The sequence below is a fragment of the Bacillus sp. LJBS17 genome (assembly GCF_019334685.1).
Classification (GTDB): Bacteria; Bacillota; Bacilli; order Bacillales; family Bacillaceae; genus Bacillus; species Bacillus subtilis.
The window spans coordinates 1702198-1724848 of the sequence record NZ_CP079759.1; the positions used below are offsets into that span (position 1 = coordinate 1702198).

The window sequence follows — 22651 nt, forward strand, 5'->3', positions numbered from 1 at the left end:
ACGGAGGAATCTCATGCTCAACATACTCAAAAATTGGAAGAATCAGCAAACTGCGGCTTCCAACTTAGAACGTTATACAAAAGAAGACATACTTAAGGGAGAAATTCCCGAACACATCGCCATTATCATGGATGGAAATGGCCGTTGGGCTAAAAAACGCTCTCTTCCCAGAATTGCAGGCCACCATGAAGGGATGAAGGTGGTAAAAAGGACCACGAAGCTCGCAAACGAATTAGGTGTCAAAGTACTGACATTGTATGCATTTTCAACAGAAAACTGGAAAAGACCGAAAATGGAAGTCGATTTTTTAATGAAGCTACCGGAAGAATTTTTGAATACGTATCTTCCAGAGCTTGTTGAGGAAAATGTACAGGTTCGGATCATTGGGGATGAAACGGCTTTGCCCGCGCACACATTACGTGCGATTGAAAAAGCTGTACAGGACACGGCGCAAAACGACGGAATGATCCTTAATTTTGCTCTTAACTATGGAGGCCGTACTGAAATTGTCAGTGCTGCAAAATCACTCGCGGAAAAAGTGAAGGAAGGCTCTTTGAATATTGAAGACATTGATGAATCGCTTTTTTCTACTTATTTGATGACTGAATCTTTGCAGGATCCTGAACTTTTAATTCGAACGAGCGGCGAGATAAGGCTGAGTAATTTTATGCTATGGCAGGTTGCCTACAGTGAATTTGTCTTTACTGACGTCTTGTGGCCTGACTTTAAAGAAGATCACTTCTTGCAGGCGTTAGGAGAGTTTCAGCAGAGAGGCCGGAGGTTTGGCGGAATTTAGAGGATGGTGGACATGAAACAAAGAATTTTGACAGGTGTTCTGGCAGCAATTGTATTTTTATTTTTGGTTATTGTCGGGAAATTGCCGTTCACCATATTAATTTATGCTATGGGCAGTGTGGCGCTTTTTGAACTTTTACGGATGAAAAAGCTGAAGCTGGTTTCACTGCCGGGTTTGATCGGTCTTTTATTATTGTGGATGTTCTTATTGCCAAGCCAGTATTCGTTTTTTGAAGCGGACGGGATTTCCAAAATGGAAATCGCTTTATTTGCGGTACTGCTATTGCTGACTTACACAGTGTTGGTCAAGAACACCTTTACTTTTGATGAAGTCGGGTTTATTACGCTTGCAGCAATTTACATCGGAATGTGTTTTCATTATTTTATCGAAATCAGAAATCTTGACCAATTCGGATTAACATACATTTTTTATGCGTGTGTTGTTATTTGGTCCACCGATTCCGGTGCCTATTTTGTCGGTAAATCGCTTGGGAAGCGGAAACTGTGGCCTGAAATCAGTCCGAATAAAACAGTGGAAGGGTTTGCAGGCGGAATTGTCATCGCACTTGTATTGGCGACGATTTTTCAGCTTGTTGCACAACTTCCGATTCCTTATATCTATCTGCTGTTGATCACGCTGTTTTTGTCTGTTTTTGGACAACTGGGAGATTTAGTGGAATCCGCCTTGAAAAGACATTACGATGTAAAGGATTCTGGGAATATTCTTCCCGGGCATGGCGGTATATTAGACCGTTTTGACAGTTTCTTGTTTGTCATGCCTTTCTTGTACTTTCTGCTTGCCCTTTTTTCATAAAAAAGTCTAATATGAATATGAGACTGATCATGCAGCAATAAGAATAGGAGTAGTGGCAACTTTGAAAAATATTTGTCTTTTAGGAGCAACAGGATCAATCGGCGAACAGACTCTTGATGTACTGCGTGCACATCAAGACCAATTTCAGCTGGTATCTATGTCGTTTGGCAGAAATATTGATAAGGCCGTTCCAATGATTGAGGTCTTTCAGCCGAAGTTTGTCTCTGTCGGTGATCTGGATACATATCATAAATTAAAACAAATGTCTTTTTCTTTTGAATGCCAAATCGGGCTGGGAGAAGAAGGACTGATAGAAGCAGCAGTGATGGAGGAGGTTGACATTGTTGTCAACGCTTTGCTTGGAAGCGTCGGTCTTATCCCGACATTAAAGGCAATTGAACAGAAAAAAACAATTGCGCTTGCAAATAAGGAAACTCTTGTCACTGCAGGGCATATAGTAAAAGAACATGCTAAGAAATATGATGTTCCGCTGCTGCCTGTTGACAGTGAGCATTCAGCCATTTTTCAAGCTCTTCAAGGCGAACAGGCTAAAAACATTGAACGCCTCATCATTACGGCATCCGGCGGAAGTTTTCGGGACAAGACGCGGGAGGAGCTCGAATCAGTAACAGTTGAAGATGCATTAAAACATCCAAACTGGTCAATGGGTGCAAAAATTACAATTGATTCGGCTACAATGATGAATAAGGGATTAGAGGTGATCGAGGCACACTGGCTTTTCGATATACCTTATGAACAAATTGATGTGGTTTTACATAAGGAGAGCATCATCCATTCAATGGTTGAGTTCCATGATAAAAGTGTGATCGCACAGCTCGGAACTCCGGATATGAGAGTCCCCATTCAATATGCGCTCACTTATCCTGACCGATTGCCATTACCAGATGCGAAAAGGCTTGAATTATGGGAAATCGGCAGCCTTCATTTTGAGAAAGCTGATTTTGACAGGTTCCGATGCTTACAATTTGCTTTTGAATCAGGTAAAATAGGAGGAACAATGCCGACAGTGCTAAATGCGGCAAACGAAGTAGCTGTCGCTGCCTTTTTAGCTGGCAAGATACCGTTTTTGGCTATTGAAGACTGTATCGAAAAGGCACTAACCCGCCATCAATTACTGAAAAAACCGAGCCTGGCGGACATTCAAGAAGTGGACAAAGATACCCGGGGATACGTCAATTCAATACTCACATAAGGTGGTATGTTCGTGAATACAGTTATAGCGTTTATCATTATTTTCGGAACGCTCGTTTTCTTCCATGAACTGGGCCATTTATTGCTAGCCCAAAGAGCGGGAATTCTCTGCCGTGAATTTGCGATCGGCTTCGGTCCAAAGATTTTTTCTTTCAAAAAAAATGAAACAGTTTATACGATCAGGCTGCTTCCGGTCGGCGGATTTGTTCGTATGGCCGGCGAAGATCCGGAAATGATTGAGGTGAAACCCGGATACACGGTCGGGCTTCTGTTTAATAAGGAAGATCAAGTTGAGAAAGTCATCATCAATCAAAAGGAAAAATATCCGGATGCATTAGTCATTGAAGTGGAAACAGCGGATCTAGAGCATGACATGAAGATCACCGGTTATGAACAGGGGAAAGAGGACGAACTTTCCAGCTTTACTGTCAGCGAAACATCCTTTTTTATTGTAGACGGAGAAGAAGTGCAGATTGCGCCGTATAATCGCCAATTTGGTTCCAAACCTGTATGGCAGCGGATTAAAGCAATTGCTGCAGGGCCGATTATGAACTTTATTTTAGCTTACGTCATTTTAGTGATGCTTGGGCTGATTCAAGGCGTACCGTCAAATGAACCTATGCTCGGGCAGCTGACAGACAATGGACGGGCAGCTGAAGCAGGGCTAAAAGAAGGGGATTATATCCAAAGCATTAACGGAGAGAAAATGAGGTCTTGGACTGACATTGTCTCCGCTGTAAAAGAAAACCCGGAGAAAGAAATGGACGTTGCGGTAAAAAGAGATAACAAAACGCTTCATATTTCGGTGACTCCGGAAGCTGTTAAAGATGAGAACAAAAAAACAATCGGACGTTTCGGTTCCTATGCGCCGACTGAAAAAGGCGTACTCTCAGCGGTTGCTTACGGCGCGACATCAACAGTTGATGTCACCAAAGCCATTTTAACCAATCTGAGCAAATTAGTAACAGGCCAATTTAAACTCGATATGTTGTCAGGTCCTGTCGGCATATATGACATGACAGACCAAGTGGCGAAAACAGGGATCGTGAACTTATTTCAGTTTGCGGCGTTTTTAAGCATTAATCTTGGGATTGTCAACCTGCTTCCGATTCCTGCACTTGACGGAGGAAGACTGTTGTTTCTATTTATTGAAGCGATTCGGGGCAAACCGATTAACAGGGAAAAAGAAGCATTTGTTGTGTTTATCGGAGTAGCTTTCTTAATGCTTCTTATGCTGGTTGTCACATGGAACGATATCCAGCGGCTGTTTTTGTAAACGAAAAGTAAATCAATCAGAGGTGCGAAGAAATGAGACAAAGCTTGACGCTTATTCCTACGCTCCGTGAAGTTCCAGCTGATGCCGAAGCAAAAAGTCATCAGCTTCTTCTGAGAGCAGGATTTATCAGACAGAATACGAGCGGGGTATACAGCTATATGCCTCTTGCGTATAAGGTGATTCAAAACATTCAGCAGATTGTTCGAGAGGAAATGGAGAAAATTGATGCCGTAGAAATGCTCATGCCCGCATTGCAGCAGGCGGAGACATGGCAGGAATCAGGCAGATGGTATACGTATGGTCCCGAACTAATGAGACTAAAAGACCGTCATGGCCGTGAATTTGCTTTAGGGGCAACGCATGAAGAGGTTATCACTTCGCTTGTTCGCGATGAGGTTAAATCTTATAAGCGTCTCCCTCTGACTCTTTATCAAATTCAGTCTAAGTTCAGAGATGAAAAACGTCCTCGCTTCGGTTTGTTAAGAGGCCGCGAATTTATTATGAAGGATGCGTACTCTTTCCATGCATCTGCAGAGAGCCTGGATGAAACGTATCAAAAAATGTACGAGGCCTATTCTAATATTTTTGCCCGCTGCGGCATTAATGTAAGACCTGTTATCGCTGATTCAGGCGCAATGGGAGGAAAGGATACGCACGAATTTATGGCACTTTCTGCGATCGGAGAGGATACGATTGCGTATTCTGATGAATCACAGTACGCGGCTAATATCGAGATGGCTGAAGTTCTTCACCAGGAAGTTCCTTCAGATGAAGAGCCTAAAGCTCTAGAGAAGGTTCATACGCCTAACGTGAAAACAATCGAAGAACTGACTGCGTTCTTGCAGGTTTCGGCTGAAGCGTGCATTAAGTCAGTATTGTTTAAAGCTGATGACCGTTTTGTCTTAGTGCTTGTAAGAGGGGATCATGAAGTTAACGATATTAAAGTGAAAAACTTGCTTCATGCAGAAGTTGTAGAGCTTGCCACACATGAAGAGGTCATTCAGCAGCTCGGAACAGAGCCAGGCTTTGTAGGCCCTGTCGGTATTCATCAGGATGTGGAAGTATATGCCGATCAAGCTGTGAAAGCAATGGTTAATGCTGTTGCCGGGGCAAATGAAGGAGATCATCATTATAAAAATGTCAATGTGAATCGTGACGCGCAAATTAAAGAATTTGCTGATCTTCGTTTTATTAAAGAAGGTGATCCTTCACCAGACGGCAAGGGAACGATCCGTTTTGCTGAGGGAATCGAAGTCGGACAAGTCTTTAAGCTCGGAACACGCTATTCAGAAGCGATGAATGCGACATATTTAGATGAAAACGGACGCGCGCAGCCAATGCTGATGGGCTGTTACGGAATCGGTGTGTCAAGAACGCTTTCTGCTATTGCTGAACAGCATCACGACGAAAAAGGATTAATATGGCCAAAAAGCGTTGCCCCGTACGATCTTCATATTCTTGCATTGAACATGAAAAACGATGGGCAAAGAGAGCTTGCTGAAAAGCTGTATGCCGATTTAAAAGCGGAAGGCTATGAAGTGCTCTATGACGACCGTGCTGAGCGTGCCGGCGTAAAATTCGCTGATTCAGATCTAATCGGCCTTCCAATCCGCATCACTGTCGGAAAACGGGCTGACGAAGGAATCGTCGAAGTGAAAATTCGCCAAACTGGTGAGTCAACTGAGATTTCAGTAGACGAATTATCTGCGTTTATCAGCAAGCAGTAATCACCATAACGATTTATCAAAAAACATGTTAAAATAGAAATAATAGAAGGTACCTCATTGCCTGAGGTACCTTCACTTATGATGTTTTTAGGGAGGGATACTGTCTTAATGGAACAGTTATCAGTAAACAGAAGGCAGTTTCAAATTCTTCTGCAGCAGATTAATATGACAGATGATACCTTCATGACATACTTTGAACATGGCGAGATTAAAAAGCTGACAATTCACAAAGCTTCTAAGTCTTGGCATTTTCATTTTCAATTTAAATCTTTGCTGCCTTTTCAAATATATGACATATTAACAACGAGGCTGACGCAATCGTTTGCCCACATAGCAAAAGTGACATCTTCAATTGAAGTTCAGGATGCCGATGTCAGTGAAAGTATCGTTCAAGACTACTGGTCACGCTGCATTGAAGAACTGCAGGGCATTTCGCCGCCGATTATTAGTCTTTTAAACCAGCAAAAACCGAAGCTGAAGGGCAATAAACTGATTGTCAAAACCAAAACGGATACAGAAGCGGCTGCGCTAAAGAACAAATACAGTTCCATGATACAAGCAGGCTACCGTCAATTTGGCTTTCCAGATCTTCAGCTTGATGCTGAAATATTTGTATCCGAGCAGGAAGTTCAAAAGTTTCGGGAGCAAAAGCTTGCAGAAGACCAAGAGCGGGCTATGCAGGCCTTGATTGAAATGGAGAAGAAAGATAAAGAAAGTGATGAAGACCAAGCACCATCTGGTCCTCTTGTTATCGGTTATCAAATTAAAGATAACGAGGAAATCCGGACACTTGACAGCATCATGGACGAAGAACGAAGAATTACGGTCCAAGGTTATGTGTTTGATGTGGAGACGCGCGAGCTGAAAAGCGGGCGCACGCTGTGTATCTTCAAAATTACAGACTATACAAATAGTATTTTGATCAAAATGTTTGCACGTGAAAAAGAAGATGCGGCACTGATGAAGTCTCTGAAAAAAGGAATGTGGGTAAAAGCACGCGGAAGCATTCAAAATGATACATTTGTCAGAGACCTTGTCATGATCGCTAATGACGTAAACGAAATAAAAGCAAAAACCCGTGAAGATTCAGCACCTGAAGGAGAAAAAAGAGTGGAATTGCATCTTCATTCCCCAATGAGCCAAATGGATGCTGTTACGGGTATCGGAAAGCTTGTCGAACAGGCGAAAAAATGGGGGCATGAGGCCATCGCTTTGACCGACCATGCTGTCGTTCAATCCTTCCCTGATGCGTATTCTGCGGCCAAAAAGCATGGAATTAAAATGATTTACGGGATGGAAGCGAATCTCGTGGATGATGGCGTGCCAATTGCTTATAATGCCGCACATCGTCTGCTCGAAGAAGAAACATATGTTGTTTTTGACGTTGAGACGACAGGATTGTCTGCTGTATACGATACCATTATTGAGCTGGCTGCAGTAAAAGTAAAAGGCGGAGAAATTATTGATAAATTTGAGGCGTTTGCGAACCCGCATCGTCCGCTTTCCGCCACAATCATAGAGCTGACAGGGATCACTGATGATATGCTACAAGACGCTCCAGATGTCGTAGATGTAATAAGAGATTTCAGAGAATGGATTGGCGATGATATCCTTGTCGCTCATAATGCAAGCTTTGATATGGGATTCTTAAATGTAGCCTATAAAAAGCTTCTTGAAGTCGATAAAGCTAAAAACCCAGTCATTGACACGCTAGAACTAGGACGTTTTCTCTATCCGGAATTTAAGAACCACCGGTTGAACACACTTTGTAAAAAGTTTGATATCGAACTCACACAGCATCACCGTGCGATCTATGATACTGAGGCAACCGCTTATTTGCTTCTGAAAATGCTGAAAGACGCGGCTGAAAAAGGTATTCAGTACCATGATGAGTTGAATGAAAATATGGGTCAGTCCAATGCTTATCAAAGATCAAGACCGTATCATGCAACATTACTTGCCGTGAACAGCACGGGACTTAAAAATTTATTTAAGCTTGTGTCACTTTCTCATATTCATTATTTTTACAGAGTGCCGCGTATTCCGAGATCTCAGCTTGAGAAATACAGGGAAGGGCTGCTGATCGGTTCTGCCTGTGACAGGGGAGAGGTTTTTGAGGGAATGATGCAAAAATCGCCTGAAGAGGTGGAAGATATCGCGTCATTCTATGATTACCTTGAGGTTCAGCCGCCTGAAGTGTATCGTCACTTGCTGGAGCTTGAACTGGTCCGTGATGAAAAAGCGCTGAAAGAAATTATTGCGAATATCACGAAGCTGGGGGAAAAGCTTAATAAACCGGTTGTTGCTACGGGAAATGTTCATTACTTGAATGATGAGGATAAAATCTACAGAAAGATTTTAATATCCTCACAAGGCGGGGCAAATCCGCTGAATAGGCATGAACTGCCGAAAGTGCATTTCAGAACGACAGACGAAATGCTTGAAGCTTTTTCTTTCTTAGGTGAAGAAAAAGCGAAGGAGATCGTAGTCACCAATACCCAAAAGGTTGCTTCTTTAGTTGATGACATCAAGCCGATTAAAGATGATTTATATACGCCGAAAATCGAAGGCGCTGATGAAGAGATCAGAGAAATGAGCTATCAGCGTGCAAGAAGCATTTACGGGGAAGAGCTGCCTGAAATTGTCGAAGCGCGGATTGAAAAAGAGTTAAAGAGTATTATTGGCCACGGATTTGCTGTTATTTACTTGATCTCTCACAAACTTGTAAAACGTTCACTAGATGACGGGTATCTCGTTGGTTCCCGTGGTTCCGTAGGATCTTCATTAGTTGCGACACTTACTGAGATTACTGAGGTAAACCCGCTGCCGCCGCACTATGTTTGTCCTGAGTGTCAGCATTCTGAGTTCTTTAATGACGGTTCTGTCGGTTCTGGTTTTGACCTGCCTGACAAGACATGTCCTCATTGCGGAACGCCTTTGAAAAAAGACGGTCATGATATTCCATTTGAAACGTTCTTAGGATTTAAAGGGGACAAAGTACCTGATATCGATTTGAACTTCTCAGGGGAATATCAGCCGCAAGCACACAATTACACAAAAGTATTGTTCGGAGAAGACAATGTATATCGTGCGGGAACAATAGGCACGGTGGCAGAAAAAACAGCCTACGGTTATGTAAAAGGCTATGCCGGAGACAACAATCTTCATATGCGCGGTGCCGAAATAGATCGGCTCGTACAGGGATGCACAGGTGTAAAACGTACAACTGGACAACACCCTGGCGGTATTATCGTAGTTCCGGATTATATGGATATTTATGATTTTTCACCGATCCAGTTCCCGGCAGATGCCACAGGTTCAGAGTGGAAAACGACTCATTTTGACTTCCACTCCATCCATGACAATCTGTTAAAACTTGATATTCTTGGACACGATGACCCGACCGTTATTCGGATGCTTCAAGACTTAAGCGGAATAGATCCGAAAACAATTCCGACGGATGATCCTGAAGTGATGAAGATCTTCCAGGGAACCGAATCACTCGGTGTGACTGAAGAACAGATTGGCTGTAAAACGGGCACTCTTGGAATTCCTGAATTCGGAACCCGATTTGTCCGGCAGATGCTTGAAGATACAAAGCCGACCACTTTTTCTGAGCTCGTTCAGATTTCAGGCTTGTCTCACGGAACTGATGTATGGCTTGGCAATGCACAGGAGCTCATCCACAATAATATTTGTGAGCTGAGTGAGGTTATCGGCTGCCGTGATGACATTATGGTTTATTTAATCTATCAAGGCCTTGAGCCGTCCCTTGCCTTTAAAATCATGGAATTCGTGCGTAAAGGAAAAGGATTAACGCCTGAATGGGAAGAAGAAATGAAAAATAACAATGTCCCAGACTGGTATATTGATTCTTGTAAAAAGATTAAATACATGTTCCCGAAAGCCCACGCCGCGGCATATGTCTTAATGGCAGTCCGCATTGCTTACTTTAAAGTGCATCATGCTCTTTTGTATTATGCGGCTTATTTTACCGTTCGTGCAGATGACTTTGATATTGATACAATGATCAAGGGCTCTACAGCAATCAGAGCGGTAATGGAGGATATAAACGCTAAAGGACTCGATGCTTCACCGAAGGAAAAGAACCTTCTGACTGTTTTAGAATTAGCGCTTGAGATGTGTGAGAGAGGCTATTCATTCCAAAAAGTCGATTTATATCGCTCCAGCGCTACAGAGTTTATTATTGACGGCAACAGTCTTATTCCGCCGTTTAACTCTATTCCAGGGTTAGGGACGAACGCTGCTTTGAACATTGTAAAAGCTCGCGAAGAAGGCGAATTCCTCTCAAAAGAAGATTTGCAAAAGAGAGGGAAAGTATCAAAAACGATTTTAGAGTACTTAGATCGCCACGGCTGTCTGGAATCACTGCCTGATCAAAACCAATTGTCACTGTTCTAATATGGAAAGCAGAATTTCTCAGAAATTCTGCTTCTATGCATACATAAGCGCAAAAAGTGCCATCGTAATATTAGAGTTTCTGTCACTTGCTTAGGTATGAAGGTAAGCGTATATCCATTTGCAATAAAAATATGGTTATGGTATAGTTTTATTGGAAATGCTAACGATTACCGAGGCAAAGAGTGGGGAAACCCGCTCTTTTGTATTGAACAGGAGAATTTTGTCTCGACATGTTCATCGTTTACTTTTTAGCCCCTGCTCTTTTGAAGCAGGGTTTTTATGCAGAGTGACGAGACGAATATGAGATCGACAGCACAAGGAGGAAGAACATGAGCAAAAAAATGACTGACACCGTTCAAGAAATGGCTCAGCCAATCGTAGACAGCCTTCAGCTGGAACTCGTTGACATTGAATTTGTCAAAGAGGGCCAAAGCTGGTTCCTTCGCGTGTTTATTGATTCCGATGACGGTGTGGATATTGAGGAATGTGCCAAAGTAAGCGAAGCTTTAAGCGAAAAGCTTGATGAGGCAGACCCAATCAGCCAAAATTACTTTCTTGAAGTCTCATCTCCAGGAGCTGAGCGTCCGCTAAAGAAAAAAGCCGATTTCGAAAAATCACTAGGAAAAAACGTATACATTAAGACGTATGAGCCTATTGACGGCGTAAAAGTGTTTGAAGGTGAACTGGCTGAATTTGATGGACAAACAGTGACAGTTGAGATCACGATCAAAACAAGAAAGAAACGGATCAATATTCCGTATGAAAAGATAGCTAATGCAAGATTAGCTGTTACATTCTAATGAATACAAATGTTTTAAGGGGGGAGACCGTTAAATGAGCAGTGAATTATTAGATGCTCTCACGATTCTTGAAAAAGAAAAAGGCATCAGTAAAGAAATTATCATCGAAGCAATCGAAGCTGCGTTAATTTCTGCTTATAAGCGGAATTTTAATCAAGCGCAAAATGTACGGGTGGATCTAAACCGTGAAACTGGCTCCATCCGTGTATTTGCAAGAAAAGATGTCGTTGACGAAGTATACGACCAGAGATTAGAGATCTCAATTGAAGAGGCACAGGGCATCCATCCGGAATATATGGTCGGCGATGTCGTCGAAATCGAAGTTACACCTAAGGATTTCGGGCGCATAGCTGCTCAAACAGCGAAGCAGGTCGTCACACAGCGTGTGCGCGAAGCTGAGCGCGGCGTGATCTATTCTGAATTTATCGACCGTGAAGAAGACATCATGACAGGGATCGTCCAGCGTCTGGACAATAAATTTATCTACGTGTCTTTAGGCAAAATAGAAGCCTTGCTGCCGGTTAATGAGCAAATGCCGAATGAAAGCTACAAGCCCCATGACCGCATTAAGGTATATATCACAAAAGTAGAAAAAACAACGAAGGGCCCGCAGATTTATGTGTCAAGAACACATCCAGGCCTGTTAAAGCGTTTGTTTGAAATTGAAGTGCCTGAAATTTATGATGGAACTGTCGAGCTAAAATCTGTTGCCAGAGAAGCCGGCGACCGTTCGAAAATTTCTGTTCGCACAGATGATCCTGACGTGGATCCTGTCGGTTCATGCGTAGGGCCTAAAGGCCAGCGTGTGCAAGCAATCGTCAATGAATTAAAAGGTGAAAAAATTGACATTGTCAACTGGTCCAGTGATCCTGTAGAATTTGTCGCGAATGCGCTCAGCCCTTCCAAAGTGCTTGATGTCATCGTTAATGAAGAAGAAAAAGCGACAACTGTTATTGTTCCTGATTACCAGCTGTCTCTGGCAATTGGCAAAAGAGGACAAAACGCACGCTTAGCTGCTAAACTGACAGGCTGGAAGATTGATATTAAGAGCGAAACGGACGCAAGAGAACTTGGAATCTATCCGAGAGAACTTGAAGAAGATGATGAGCCGCTCTTTACGGAGCCTGAAACTGCTGAATCGGATGAATAAGAGGTGACTTTAGGTGAATAAACACAAAAAGATCCCATTACGCAAATGTGTAGTGACTGGTGAAATGAAGCCTAAAAAGGAACTGATCCGAGTTGTACGGTCAAAAGAAGGCGAAATCTCAGTAGACCCGACCGGAAAAAAGAATGGGCGGGGTGCTTATTTAACGCTGGATAAAGAGTGCATCTTAGCAGCAAAAAAGAAAAACACTTTGCAAAATCAATTTCAATCACAAATCGATGACCAGATTTTCGATGAATTGCTGGAACTGGCGGAAAAGGTGAAAAAATAAAATGTCTGGAATGGAATGGTTTCCCTTGCTGGGTCTGGCCAATCGAGCTCGTAAGGTCGTGTCAGGCGAAGACTTGGTAATAAAAGAAATCAGGAATGCGCGTGCAAAGCTTGTCCTGCTTACAGAGGATGCATCATCTAACACAGCAAAAAAAGTAACTGACAAGTGCAATTATTATAAAGTCCCTTATAAAAAAGTCGAGAGTCGCGCGGTTCTTGGACGCTCTATCGGTAAAGAAGCCCGTGTCGTTGTCGCCGTCACTGACCAAGGTTTTGCGAATAAGCTGATCAGCTTGCTCGATTAATATTTTTGGGGGTGAACGAATGGCTAAAATGAGAGTATACGAATATGCAAAAGCGTTAAATGTTTCAAGTAAGGAAATTTTGACCGCACTGAAGAACATGGATTTAGAAGTGAATAATCACATGGCCATGCTTGAAGAAAAGGCCATTAAAAAGCTAGATGCCAAATATAAAAAAGGCGGCGCAGCTGCTAAATCTCAAAAGCCAGCAGAAACGAACAAAAACAAACAGCCACAAGGGGTTAATCAGCAATCAGCTGGAAATCAACCAAATAAAATTCGAGACGGAAAGAAGAATGACGTGCAGAATAATCAATTTAACAAAAACAAGAAGAATAACAACAACAAAAAAAATAAACGCAACAACAACAATAATAAAAACCAACATCAGCAAAAGCCTGTAAAGCCGAAAAAAGAGCTTCCTGAGAAAATTACATTCTCTGGCACTTTAACAGTTGGCGCACTTGCTGAAGAGCTTGGCAAAGAGCCTTCAGAAATCATTAAAAAGCTGATGCTTCTTGGCGTAATGGCAACTATTAACCAAGAGCTTGATAAAGACACAATCGAACTCATTGCATCAGAATATGGTGTTGAAACAGAAGAGGTCATTGTGCTTGAAGAAACAGAGCTGGAAAAATACGAAGAGCCTGATAATGAAGAGGATCTTGAAATTCGTCCTCCTGTCGTGACAATCATGGGCCACGTTGACCATGGGAAAACAACGCTTCTTGACAGCATCCGTAAAACAAAGGTTGTTGAAGGAGAAGCAGGCGGAATCACTCAGCATATCGGCGCTTATCAAATTGAAGAGAACGGCAAGAAAATCACGTTTTTGGATACACCGGGCCACGCCGCATTTACAACAATGCGTGCACGCGGTGCAGAAGTAACTGATATTACGATTCTTGTCGTAGCTGCCGATGACGGTGTCATGCCGCAAACAGTTGAAGCGATTAACCATGCAAAAGCAGCAGAGGTTCCAATCATCGTTGCTGTGAATAAAATAGATAAAGAATCCGCAAACCCTGACCGTGTGATGCAAGAACTGACGGAATACGGACTTGTCCCTGAAGCTTGGGGCGGAGAAACCATTTTTGTGCCGCTTTCCGCTTTAACTGGAAAAGGCATTGATGAGCTCGTTGAAATGATTTTGCTTGTCAGTGAGGTAGAGGAACTGAAAGCGAATCCGAACCGTCAGGCAAAAGGAACGGTTATTGAAGCTGAACTCGATAAAGGCAGAGGGTCAGTCGCGACATTGCTCGTACAGACTGGAACACTGCATGTCGGTGATCCGATCGTAGTCGGCAATACATTTGGCCGTGTCCGTGCAATGGTTAACGACATTGGCCGCCGTGTGAAAACTGCCGGCCCGTCAACTCCGGTTGAAATTACCGGTTTGAATGATGTCCCTCAAGCGGGAGACCAATTCCTTGTCTTTAAGGATGAAAAAACAGCTCGTTCTGTCGGTGAAGCCCGTGCTTCGAAACAGCTTGAAGAGCAGCGCAGCGATAAAGCGAAGCTCAGTCTTGATGATTTATTCGAGCAAATTAAGCAAGGTGATGTAAAAGACATCAACCTCATCGTAAAAGCTGACGTTCAAGGATCTGCTGAAGCTTTAACGGCTGCACTTCAAAAAATTGAAGTAGAAGGCGTTAAAGTGAAAATCATCCATACAGGCGTTGGTGCGATTACTGAATCAGACATTATCTTGGCATCTGCTTCCAATGCAATTGTTATCGGGTTTAATGTGAGACCGGACGGAAATGCTAAGAGTACGGCTGAAGCTGAAAATGTAGATATTCGACTTCACCGTATCATTTACAAAGTAATCGACGAGATTGAAGCTGCCATGAAAGGTATGCTTGATCCTGAATATGAAGAAAAAGTAATTGGTCAAGTAGAAGTACGCCAAACATTCAAAGTATCTAAAATCGGTACAATTGCCGGCGGATATGTTACTGAAGGAACCATTACGCGCGACAGCGGCCTCCGTTTAATTCGTGACGGCGTCGTCATCTTTGAAGGCGAAGTAGATGTTCTGAAACGCTTTAAAGACGATGTGAAAGAAGTTTCACAAGGCTATGAATGTGGTATTACAATTAAGAAATACAATGACATTCGTGAAGGTGACATCCTTGAAGCGTTTGTCATGCAAGAAATTGAAAGAACGTGATCGGATTTGCGGAGTGTGAATGCATCATTTATGATGCAGGATCGCTAAAAGAAAAGCGTGCCGTTCTGAAGCGGGTTTTAACCAGGGTTCAAAACAAGTTCAATGTTTCGATTTCGGAGATTGGCTATCAGGACACCTGGCAAAGAACCAGCTTCGGAATCGCCGCTGTTTCTTCCTCTCGCGTTCAAACAGAAAAAGAACTGCAACGCGTCCTAGCGTTTATCGATTCTTTTCCTGAAATTGAACGGACGATCACTAGGACAGAGTGGTTTTAACTTAGAGGTGATTGAATTGAGTATGAGAGCAAACCGTGTCGGCGAGCAAATGAAAAAAGAACTCGGTGATATTATCAGCCGCAAGCTGAAAGACCCGAGAATTGGTTTTCTGACAGTAACGGATGTACGTGTATCAGGTGATTTGCAAATTGCAAAGGTGTATATCTCGGTTCTCGGTGACGAGAAAAAACGGGAAGAAGCGCTGAAAGGGCTGGCAAAAGCGAAAGGATTTATCCGATCCGAAATCGGCAGCCGCATCAGACTTCGAAAAACGCCTGAAATTGAATTTGAGTTCGATGAATCAATCGATTACGGGAATCGGATCGAAACACTGATTCACGAATTACATTCAGAGAAACCATCTGAATAAAAAATGAGAGGATAGGCGTATATCGTCTGTCCTCTTTCTTCGTTTAAAAGAAAAAAGCTCAAAAGAAGGAGTGAAAGGCAAATGGTTAACGGAGTTCTCCTTTTACATAAACCTGTTGGCATGACATCGCACGACTGTGTCATGAAGATCCGAAAGCTGTTAAAAACAAAAAAAGTAGGACATACAGGAACGCTCGATCCGGAAGTGTCAGGCGTGCTTCCGATTTGTGTAGGAAGAGCGACAAAAATAGTCGAATACTTAACTGAAAAATCTAAAACGTATGATGCAGAAATAACGCTTGGCTTTTCAACCACTACAGAGGATCAAACCGGAGAAACGGTGGAAACAAAGCCTGTCAATCACGACATTGATAAAGCGTATGTAGAAAAGGTTTTAAACAGTTTAAAGGGGAAACAAGAACAAATTCCGCCCATGTATTCCGCTGTAAAAGTAAACGGCAAAAAATTATACGAATACGCAAGAGCAGGGATTGAAGTAGAACGTCCAAAACGTATGATAACCATTGAAGACATTGCCCTGACGACAGAGATTAAACATCATGGAGAAACCGCAAGCTTCCGGTTTACAGTGACTTGCTCCAAAGGGACCTATGTAAGGACGCTGGCGGTCATGATCGGAGAAAAGCTCGGATATCCGACTCATATGTCTCATTTAATCCGTACGGCATCCGGAGATTTTTCTCTCGACGAATGCTTTACTTTTGATGAGCTCGAAGCACAGGCCCAATCCGGAACCGTGGAAGAGCATACAGTTCCTATTGAACGTGCGCTCAATCATTTGCCGAAATGGATCATAAGTGATACATTAGCTAAGAAAGTAGAAAATGGGGCTTTGCTTGAGACGCCCGAGCAGTTTTCTGAAATGACAAGTGAAGACCGTATCGCCGTCTTTACTGAATCCGGAACCTGTTTGGCGATCTATTTCCCTCATCCTGCAAAAAAAGGGCTGTTAAAGCCGGCAAAAGTATTGATGCAAAAAAGCGAACAATAGAAAAAAGGTGACCGTTCTGTGAAGACGATACATATTACACATCCTCATCATTTAATAAAAGAGGAGCAGGCAAAATCAGTGATGGCGTTAGGATATTTTGACGGCGTTCATCTCGGGCATCAAAAGGTAATCTGCACAGCGAAGCAAATAGCCGAAGAAAAAGGTCTGACATTGGCTGTGATGACCTTTCATCCCCATCCTTCTCACGTGTTGGGCAGAGATAAGGAACCTAAGGATCTGATTACGCCTCTTGAAGACAAAATAAATCAAATTGAACAATTAGGTACAGAAGTTCTGTATGTCGTTAAATTTAATGAAGTGTTTGCTTCTCTTTCTCCTAAGCAGTTTATAGACCAGTATATTATCGGCCTTAATGTGCAGCACGCAGTGGCAGGCTTTGACTTTACGTACGGCAAATACGGCAAGGGAACAATGAAGACCATGCCGGATGATTTAGACGGAAAAGCTGGGTGCACAATGGTAGAAAAATTAACGGAGCAGGATAAAAAAATCAGTTCTTCGTATATCCGTACCGCGCTTCAAAACGGAGATGTTGAATTGGCGAATGTCTTGCTTGGACAACCTTATTTTATTAAAGGAATTGTCATTCATGGTGATAAAAGAGGGCGGACCATCGGGTTTCCGACAGCGAATGTCGGTTTAAATAACAGCTATATCGTCCCGCCCACAGGTGTATATGCCGTAAAAGCGGAAGTGAACGGCGAAGTTTACAATGGCGTTTGCAATATTGGCTATAAGCCAACGTTTTATGAAAAGCGCCCTGAGCAGCCTTCCATCGAGGTCAATCTGTTTGATTTCGATCAAGAGGTATATGGAGCCGCTATAAAAATCGAATGGTACAAACGGATTCGGAGCGAGCGGAAATTCAATGGCATCAAAGAATTAACAGAGCAAATTGAGAAAGATAAGCAGCAAGCCATCCGTTATTTCAGCAATTTACGGAAATAACTTGCAACGCACGCAAATTTTATTCTAAAATATTTGCATATAGGCACGATTTTTAGTATGATAGTTTTCGTAGTCTTAAAACCATTGCTTGGCAATCCGAAGTCACCGACGGTTGCTAGGTAACTGGGGCTAAATATGATTTGGAGGTGAAACAGGATGGCAATTACTCAAGAGCGTAAAAACCAACTCATCAATGAGTTCAAAACACACGAATCTGATACTGGATCTCCAGAAGTTCAGATCGCTATCCTAACTGACTCAATTAACAACTTGAACGAGCATTTACGTACTCACAAGAAAGACCACCACTCACGTCGCGGTCTTCTTAAAATGGTAGGTAAGCGTCGTAATCTTCTTACGTATCTGCGTAATAAAGACGTAACTCGTTACCGTGAGTTAATTAACAAACTAGGCTTACGTCGATAATCGTAAAAAGCGGGAGGATTCCCGCTTTTTTATCGTATTAAAGCGAAATTTCTTATAACAAATCATTGAAATCCTTTTACATACTACTTTGACATTGATATGTTCAATTCATTTCGTTCATAATAGGAGTAATTGATTATTTCACACAACGAAGAGAGGAGTTCGTAATTGTATGGGACAAGAAAAACATGTCTTTACCATAGATTGGGCCGGAAGAACGCTTACTGTTGAAACCGGCCAGCTTGCCAAACAGGCAAATGGTGCTGTGATGATCCGCTACGGTGATACAGCAGTACTTAGTACAGCAACCGCTTCAAAAGAACCTAAACCGCTTGATTTCTTCCCTCTTACTGTAAACTATGAAGAAAGATTATATGCGGTAGGGAAAATTCCGGGCGGATTTATTAAAAGAGAAGGACGTCCAAGTGAAAAAGCGGTTCTTGCCAGCCGTTTAATTGACCGTCCGATCCGTCCTTTGTTTGCCGATGGATTCCGTAATGAAGTTCAAGTCATCAGCATTGTCATGAGTGTTGACCAAAACTGCTCTTCAGAAATGGCTGCCATGTTCGGTTCATCTCTTGCACTTTCTGTATCGGATATTCCGTTTGAAGGACCGATTGCAGGGGTTACTGTCGGACGCATTGATGATCAATTTATCATTAACCCGACAGTCGATCAGCTTGAAAAAAGCGACATCAATCTTGTCGTTGCCGGCACGAAAGATGCGATTAACATGGTAGAAGCGGGAGCGGACGAAGTTCCTGAGGAAATCATGCTTGAGGCCATTATGTTCGGCCATGAAGAGATTAAACGCCTGATTGCATTCCAAGAAGAAATTGTTGCAGCAGTCGGCAAAGAGAAATCTGAAATTAAGCTCTTTGAAATTGATGAAGAGCTTAATGAAAAAGTAAAAGCTTTGGCAGAAGAGGATCTGCTGAAAGCCATCCAAGTTCATGAAAAGCATGCCCGTGAAGATGCCATTAACGAAGTGAAGAACGCAGTTGTGGCAAAATTCGAGGATGAAGAACATGATGAAGACACAATCAAGCAAGTGAAGCAGATTTTATCCAAGCTGGTGAAAAATGAAGTTCGCCGCCTGATTACTGAAGAGAAAGTAAGACCGGACGGCCGCGGTGTCGATCAAATCCGCCCGCTCTCTTCAGAGGTTGGCCTCTTGCCAAGAACGCACGGTTCAGGTCTATTTACAAGAGGACAAACTCAAGCCCTCAGCGTATGTACGCTAGGTGCTCTGGGAGATGTGCAAATCCTTGACGGCTTAGGTGTCGAAGAGTCAAAACGGTTTATGCATCATTACAATTTCCCGCAATTCAGCGTTGGGGAAACAGGACCGATGCGCGGACCGGGACGTCGTGAAATCGGACACGGAGCACTGGGTGAGCGTGCGCTTGAGCCAGTTATTCCGTCTGAAAAAGACTTCCCTTATACTGTCCGTCTTGTTTCAGAAGTGCTTGAATCAAACGGTTCTACATCTCAAGCAAGCATTTGCGCAAGCACACTTGCAATGATGGATGCTGGTGTACCGATTAAAGCGCCAGTTGCTGGTATTGCGATGGGTCTTGTCAAATCAGGCGAACATTACACTGTCTTGACTGACATCCAAGGCATGGAAGACGCGCTCGGAGATATGGACTTTAAAGTAGCGGGAACTGAAAAAGGCGTAACGGCCCTGCAAATGGACATTAAAATTGAAGGCCTTTCCAGAGAGATTCTTGAAGAAGCGCTTCAGCAGGCGAAAAAGGGCAGAATGGAAATCCTCAACAGCATGCTTGCAACATTAAGCGAATCAAGAAAAGAGCTTTCTCGATATGCGCCTAAGATCTTAACAATGACCATTAATCCTGATAAAATCCGCGATGTCATCGGACCAAGCGGAAAACAAATCAATAAGATCATCGAAGAAACCGGTGTTAAAATTGATATTGAGCAGGACGGCACAATCTTTATTTCCTCTACAGATGAAAGCGGCAACCAAAAAGCGAAAAAAATCATCGAAGACCTTGTTAGAGAGGTTGAAGTCGGCCAACTTTACCTAGGTAAAGTGAAACGGATTGAAAAATTCGGGGCTTTCGTTGAAATTTTCAGCGGAAAAGACGGTTTGGTGCACATTTCAGAGCTTGCGCTTGAACGCGTAGGGAAAGTTGAAGATGTTGTAAAAATCGGAGACGAGATTCTTGTCAAAGTCACTGAAATTGATAAACAAGGACGAGTGAATTTATCCCGCAAAGCGGTGCTCCGTGAAGAGAAAGAAAAAGAAGAACAACAATCTTAAATGAAAACATAAAAGGAGCCTGGGAGACCCGGCTTCTTTATTTTGAAGCTTTTCAAAAGCAGGCGGGTTCTACCTTGTCCTTCTCCTTCATAATGTGAGGTGAGGGGGGACAGAACATGTACAAAAAATTTGTACCGTTTGCCGTTTTTTTATTTCTTTTTTTTGTCTCATTTGAGATGATGGAAAATCCGCATGCACTTGATTATATAGGGGCAATGAAAAAAGATACGGTGACTGTCACGGCGTCAAAAGACCAATTATATGAAGAATTGCTTCAAAAAGCGCCGGAGTACGAAGTTAAGCCCCAGAATGCAAGAATTGATAAAGTGTGGAAAAGCATTCCAGGCTACAATGGATTAAAGGTCAATATTGAACAATCATATAAAAAAATGAAAAAGCATGGTGAGTTTCGGGAAAAAGATTTGGTGTACAGTCAAGTAAAACCAAGTGTTCATCTTGAGTCACTTCAGCCTGAGCCTATTTATAAAGGAAATCCTGACAAACCGATGGTGGCTTTTTTAATCAATGTGGCATGGGGAAATGAGTATTTGGAAAAAATGCTCCCTATTCTGCAAAAGCACCAGGTTAAAGCTACGTTCTTTTTAGAAGGCAATTGGGTGAGAAACAATGAAAAGCTCGCTAAGAAGATTGCAAAAGACGGACATGAAATCGGAAATCATTCATACAATCATCCGGATATGAGCAAACTGACTACAGGAAGAATTTCCGAGCAGCTCGACAAGACTAATGAACAAATAGAACAAACGATCGGCGTTAAGCCAAAGTGGTTCGCTCCGCCAAGCGGAAGTTTCAGAAAAGCGGTTATCGACATTGCAGCAGAGAAACAGATGGGAACAGTCATGTGGACAGTTGATACAATCGATTGGCAAAAGCCGGCTCCGTCTGTACTTCAGACGAGAGTGTTAAGCAAGATACATAATGGTGCCATGATTTTAATGCATCCGACTGACCCTACGGCGGAAAGTCTTGAAGCGCTGATTACAAAGATAAAAGACAAAGGATATGCGCTTGGAACAGTCACTGAACTAATGGATGAAACAAGACTATTGAAGTAACAGATGAAGGCAGCTTGTCTTTGAATAGGAGGAACAAATTTGATTAAACGATATACGTGTCAAAATGGTGTAAGAATTGTGCTGGAAAATAATCCGACAGTCCGTTCTGTTGCGATCGGCGTATGGATCGGCACAGGGTCGAGACATGAAACGCCGGAGATAAACGGAATTTCTCACTTTTTAGAGCACATGTTCTTTAAAGGGACGAGCACAAAATCTGCACGCGAGATAGCAGAATCTTTTGATCGTATTGGCGGCCAGGTCAATGCGTTTACTTCAAAGGAATATACCTGCTACTATGCAAAGGTGCTTGACGAGCATGCGAATTACGCGCTGGACGTATTAGCAGATATGTTCTTTCATTCAACGTTTGATGAAAACGAGCTGAAAAAAGAGAAAAATGTAGTATATGAAGAAATTAAAATGTATGAAGATGCGCCGGACGACATTGTACATGATTTATTGAGCAAAGCCACTTACGGCAATCATTCTTTAGGCTACCCAATTCTAGGCACGGAAGAAACGCTTGCTTCCTTTAACGGTGACTCTCTCAGACAATACATGCATGATTATTATACGCCGGACCGAGTGGTGATTTCGGTAGCGGGCAATATATCTGACAGTTTTATCAAAGATGTAGAAAAATGGTTCGGGTCATACGAGGCGAAAGGCAAAGCGACAGGCCTTGAGAAGCCTGAGTTCTACACGGAAAAACTGACGAGAAAAAAAGAAACAGAGCAGGCTCATTTGTGCCTTGGATTTAAAGGCTTAGAGGTTGGCCATGAACGTATTTATGATTTAATCGTCCTCAACAATGTGCTCGGAGGCAGCATGAGCAGCCGGCTGTTCCAAGATGTGCGTGAAGATAAAGGACTTGCTTATTCTGTTTACAGCTATCACAGCTCATATGAGGACAGCGGAATGCTCACTATTTACGGCGGAACGGGTGCAAATCAGCTTCAGCAGCTGTCGGAAACAATTCAAGAAACCCTTGCCACATTAAAACGTGACGGCATTACCTCGAAAGAACTGGAAAACAGCAAAGAGCAAATGAAGGGAAGCTTAATGCTGAGCTTAGAAAGCACAAACAGCAAAATGAGCCGAAACGGAAAAAATGAACTGCTGCTCGGCAAACATAAAACATTAGATGAAATCATCAATGAATTAAACGCCGTGAACTTAGAGCGTGTTAACGGCCTTGCCAGACAATTGTTTACCGAAGACTATGCATTAGCACTTATCAGCCCTTCCGGCAATATGCCGTCTTAAAAAGGA

19 protein-coding genes are annotated in these 22651 nt (G+C 42.7%); all 19 read left to right on the forward strand.

What is annotated here, in order from left to right:
* The first annotated feature begins 13 nt into the window (after positions 1-13).
* The 19 genes from KXZ66_RS08830 (at position 14) to KXZ66_RS08920 (ending at position 22645) form a co-directional block, all read left to right on the forward strand.
* Entirely contained in the window at positions 14-796 is a 783-nt protein-coding gene (locus tag KXZ66_RS08830) for an undecaprenyl pyrophosphate synthase (protein ID WP_003231925.1), read from the forward strand.
* A 3-nt stretch (positions 797-799) separates the two neighbouring features.
* Positions 800-1609 carry a phosphatidate cytidylyltransferase gene (cdsA, locus tag KXZ66_RS08835; RefSeq protein ID WP_080474475.1) on the forward strand — a complete coding sequence of 270 codons (810 nt, stop codon included), beginning with the start codon at positions 800-802 and terminating at the stop codon, positions 1607-1609.
* A 61-nt stretch (positions 1610-1670) separates the two neighbouring features.
* Positions 1671-2822 (forward strand): 1-deoxy-D-xylulose-5-phosphate reductoisomerase, encoded by a 1152-nt coding sequence (gene dxr / locus KXZ66_RS08840; protein WP_003245155.1) that lies wholly within the window; start codon positions 1671-1673, stop codon positions 2820-2822.
* A 6-nt stretch (positions 2823-2828) separates the two neighbouring features.
* The gene (gene rseP, locus KXZ66_RS08845) at positions 2829-4097 is read left to right on the forward strand and encodes an RIP metalloprotease RseP (protein ID WP_010886508.1); all 1269 of its coding nucleotides are present in this window, start codon (positions 2829-2831) and stop codon (positions 4095-4097) included.
* Between the two features lie 32 nt (positions 4098-4129).
* The gene (proS, locus tag KXZ66_RS08850) at positions 4130-5824 is read left to right on the forward strand and encodes a proline--tRNA ligase (protein ID WP_003231918.1); all 1695 of its coding nucleotides are present in this window, start codon (positions 4130-4132) and stop codon (positions 5822-5824) included.
* A 108-nt stretch (positions 5825-5932) separates the two neighbouring features.
* Positions 5933-10246 carry a PolC-type DNA polymerase III gene (locus KXZ66_RS08855; protein WP_151870244.1) on the forward strand — a complete coding sequence of 1438 codons (4314 nt, stop codon included), beginning with the start codon at positions 5933-5935 and terminating at the stop codon, positions 10244-10246.
* Positions 10247-10575: 329 nt separating this feature from the next.
* A complete protein-coding gene (rimP, locus tag KXZ66_RS08860) occupies positions 10576-11046 on the forward strand; it encodes a ribosome maturation factor RimP (RefSeq protein WP_151870243.1) in 471 nt (156 codons plus the stop codon).
* 34 nt (positions 11047-11080) lie between these two features.
* Positions 11081-12196, forward strand: a complete 1116-nt coding sequence (gene nusA, locus KXZ66_RS08865) for a transcription termination factor NusA (protein WP_003231912.1) — start codon at positions 11081-11083, stop codon at positions 12194-12196.
* A 13-nt stretch (positions 12197-12209) separates the two neighbouring features.
* The gene (gene rulR, locus KXZ66_RS08870) at positions 12210-12485 is read left to right on the forward strand and encodes an RNase P modulator RnpM (RefSeq protein ID WP_009967250.1); all 276 of its coding nucleotides are present in this window, start codon (positions 12210-12212) and stop codon (positions 12483-12485) included.
* Position 12486: 1 nt separating this feature from the next.
* Positions 12487-12789, forward strand: a complete 303-nt coding sequence (locus tag KXZ66_RS08875) for a YlxQ family RNA-binding protein (protein WP_003220946.1) — start codon at positions 12487-12489, stop codon at positions 12787-12789.
* 19 nt (positions 12790-12808) lie between these two features.
* Entirely contained in the window at positions 12809-14959 is a 2151-nt protein-coding gene (gene infB, locus KXZ66_RS08880; RefSeq protein WP_014479801.1) for a translation initiation factor IF-2, read from the forward strand.
* Positions 14956-15234 carry a DUF503 domain-containing protein gene (locus tag KXZ66_RS08885; protein ID WP_003231905.1) on the forward strand — a complete coding sequence of 93 codons (279 nt, stop codon included), beginning with the start codon at positions 14956-14958 and terminating at the stop codon, positions 15232-15234. Before infB ends, KXZ66_RS08885 begins: the two co-directional genes overlap by 4 nt.
* Before the next feature lie 16 nt (positions 15235-15250).
* The gene (rbfA, locus tag KXZ66_RS08890) at positions 15251-15604 is read left to right on the forward strand and encodes a 30S ribosome-binding factor RbfA (protein ID WP_009967251.1); all 354 of its coding nucleotides are present in this window, start codon (positions 15251-15253) and stop codon (positions 15602-15604) included.
* 81 nt (positions 15605-15685) lie between these two features.
* A complete protein-coding gene (gene truB, locus KXZ66_RS08895; protein WP_049140020.1) occupies positions 15686-16615 on the forward strand; it encodes a tRNA pseudouridine(55) synthase TruB in 930 nt (309 codons plus the stop codon).
* An 18-nt stretch (positions 16616-16633) separates the two neighbouring features.
* Positions 16634-17584 (forward strand): bifunctional riboflavin kinase/FAD synthetase, encoded by a 951-nt coding sequence (gene ribF, locus KXZ66_RS08900; protein ID WP_049140022.1) that lies wholly within the window; start codon positions 16634-16636, stop codon positions 17582-17584.
* Between the two features lie 156 nt (positions 17585-17740).
* Positions 17741-18010, forward strand: coding sequence for a 30S ribosomal protein S15 (rpsO, locus tag KXZ66_RS08905; RefSeq protein WP_003220957.1), 270 nt, complete (start codon positions 17741-17743; stop codon positions 18008-18010).
* A 172-nt stretch (positions 18011-18182) separates the two neighbouring features.
* Positions 18183-20300 (forward strand): polyribonucleotide nucleotidyltransferase, encoded by a 2118-nt coding sequence (pnp, locus tag KXZ66_RS08910; protein WP_003231897.1) that lies wholly within the window; start codon positions 18183-18185, stop codon positions 20298-20300.
* A 116-nt stretch (positions 20301-20416) separates the two neighbouring features.
* Positions 20417-21376 carry a polysaccharide deacetylase family protein gene (locus KXZ66_RS08915; protein ID WP_219144875.1) on the forward strand — a complete coding sequence of 320 codons (960 nt, stop codon included), beginning with the start codon at positions 20417-20419 and terminating at the stop codon, positions 21374-21376.
* Between the two features lie 39 nt (positions 21377-21415).
* Positions 21416-22645 (forward strand): M16 family metallopeptidase, encoded by a 1230-nt coding sequence (locus KXZ66_RS08920; protein ID WP_021479282.1) that lies wholly within the window; start codon positions 21416-21418, stop codon positions 22643-22645.
* Positions 22646-22651 lie beyond the last annotated feature (6 nt).

Excerpts from the sequence above, each read along its gene's own strand:
- KXZ66_RS08830 (WP_003231925.1), top strand. The coding sequence starts at position 14 with ATGCTCAACATACTCAAAAATTGGAAGAATCAGCAAACTGCGGCTTCC.
- cdsA (WP_080474475.1), top strand. The coding sequence starts at position 800 with ATGGTGGACATGAAACAAAGAATTTTGACAGGTGTTCTGGCAGCAATT.
- rseP (WP_010886508.1), top strand. The coding sequence starts at position 2,829 with ATGTTCGTGAATACAGTTATAGCGTTTATCATTATTTTCGGAACGCTC.
- proS (WP_003231918.1), top strand. The coding sequence starts at position 4,130 with ATGAGACAAAGCTTGACGCTTATTCCTACGCTCCGTGAAGTTCCAGCT.
- KXZ66_RS08855 (WP_151870244.1), top strand. The coding sequence starts at position 5,933 with ATGGAACAGTTATCAGTAAACAGAAGGCAGTTTCAAATTCTTCTGCAG.
- rimP (WP_151870243.1), top strand. The coding sequence starts at position 10,576 with ATGAGCAAAAAAATGACTGACACCGTTCAAGAAATGGCTCAGCCAATC.
- nusA (WP_003231912.1), top strand. The coding sequence starts at position 11,081 with ATGAGCAGTGAATTATTAGATGCTCTCACGATTCTTGAAAAAGAAAAA.
- KXZ66_RS08875 (WP_003220946.1), top strand. The coding sequence starts at position 12,487 with ATGTCTGGAATGGAATGGTTTCCCTTGCTGGGTCTGGCCAATCGAGCT.
- infB (WP_014479801.1), top strand. The coding sequence starts at position 12,809 with ATGGCTAAAATGAGAGTATACGAATATGCAAAAGCGTTAAATGTTTCA.
- truB (WP_049140020.1), top strand. The coding sequence starts at position 15,686 with ATGGTTAACGGAGTTCTCCTTTTACATAAACCTGTTGGCATGACATCG.
- rpsO (WP_003220957.1), top strand. The coding sequence starts at position 17,741 with ATGGCAATTACTCAAGAGCGTAAAAACCAACTCATCAATGAGTTCAAA.
- pnp (WP_003231897.1), top strand. The coding sequence starts at position 18,183 with ATGGGACAAGAAAAACATGTCTTTACCATAGATTGGGCCGGAAGAACG.
- KXZ66_RS08915 (WP_219144875.1), top strand. The coding sequence starts at position 20,417 with ATGTACAAAAAATTTGTACCGTTTGCCGTTTTTTTATTTCTTTTTTTT.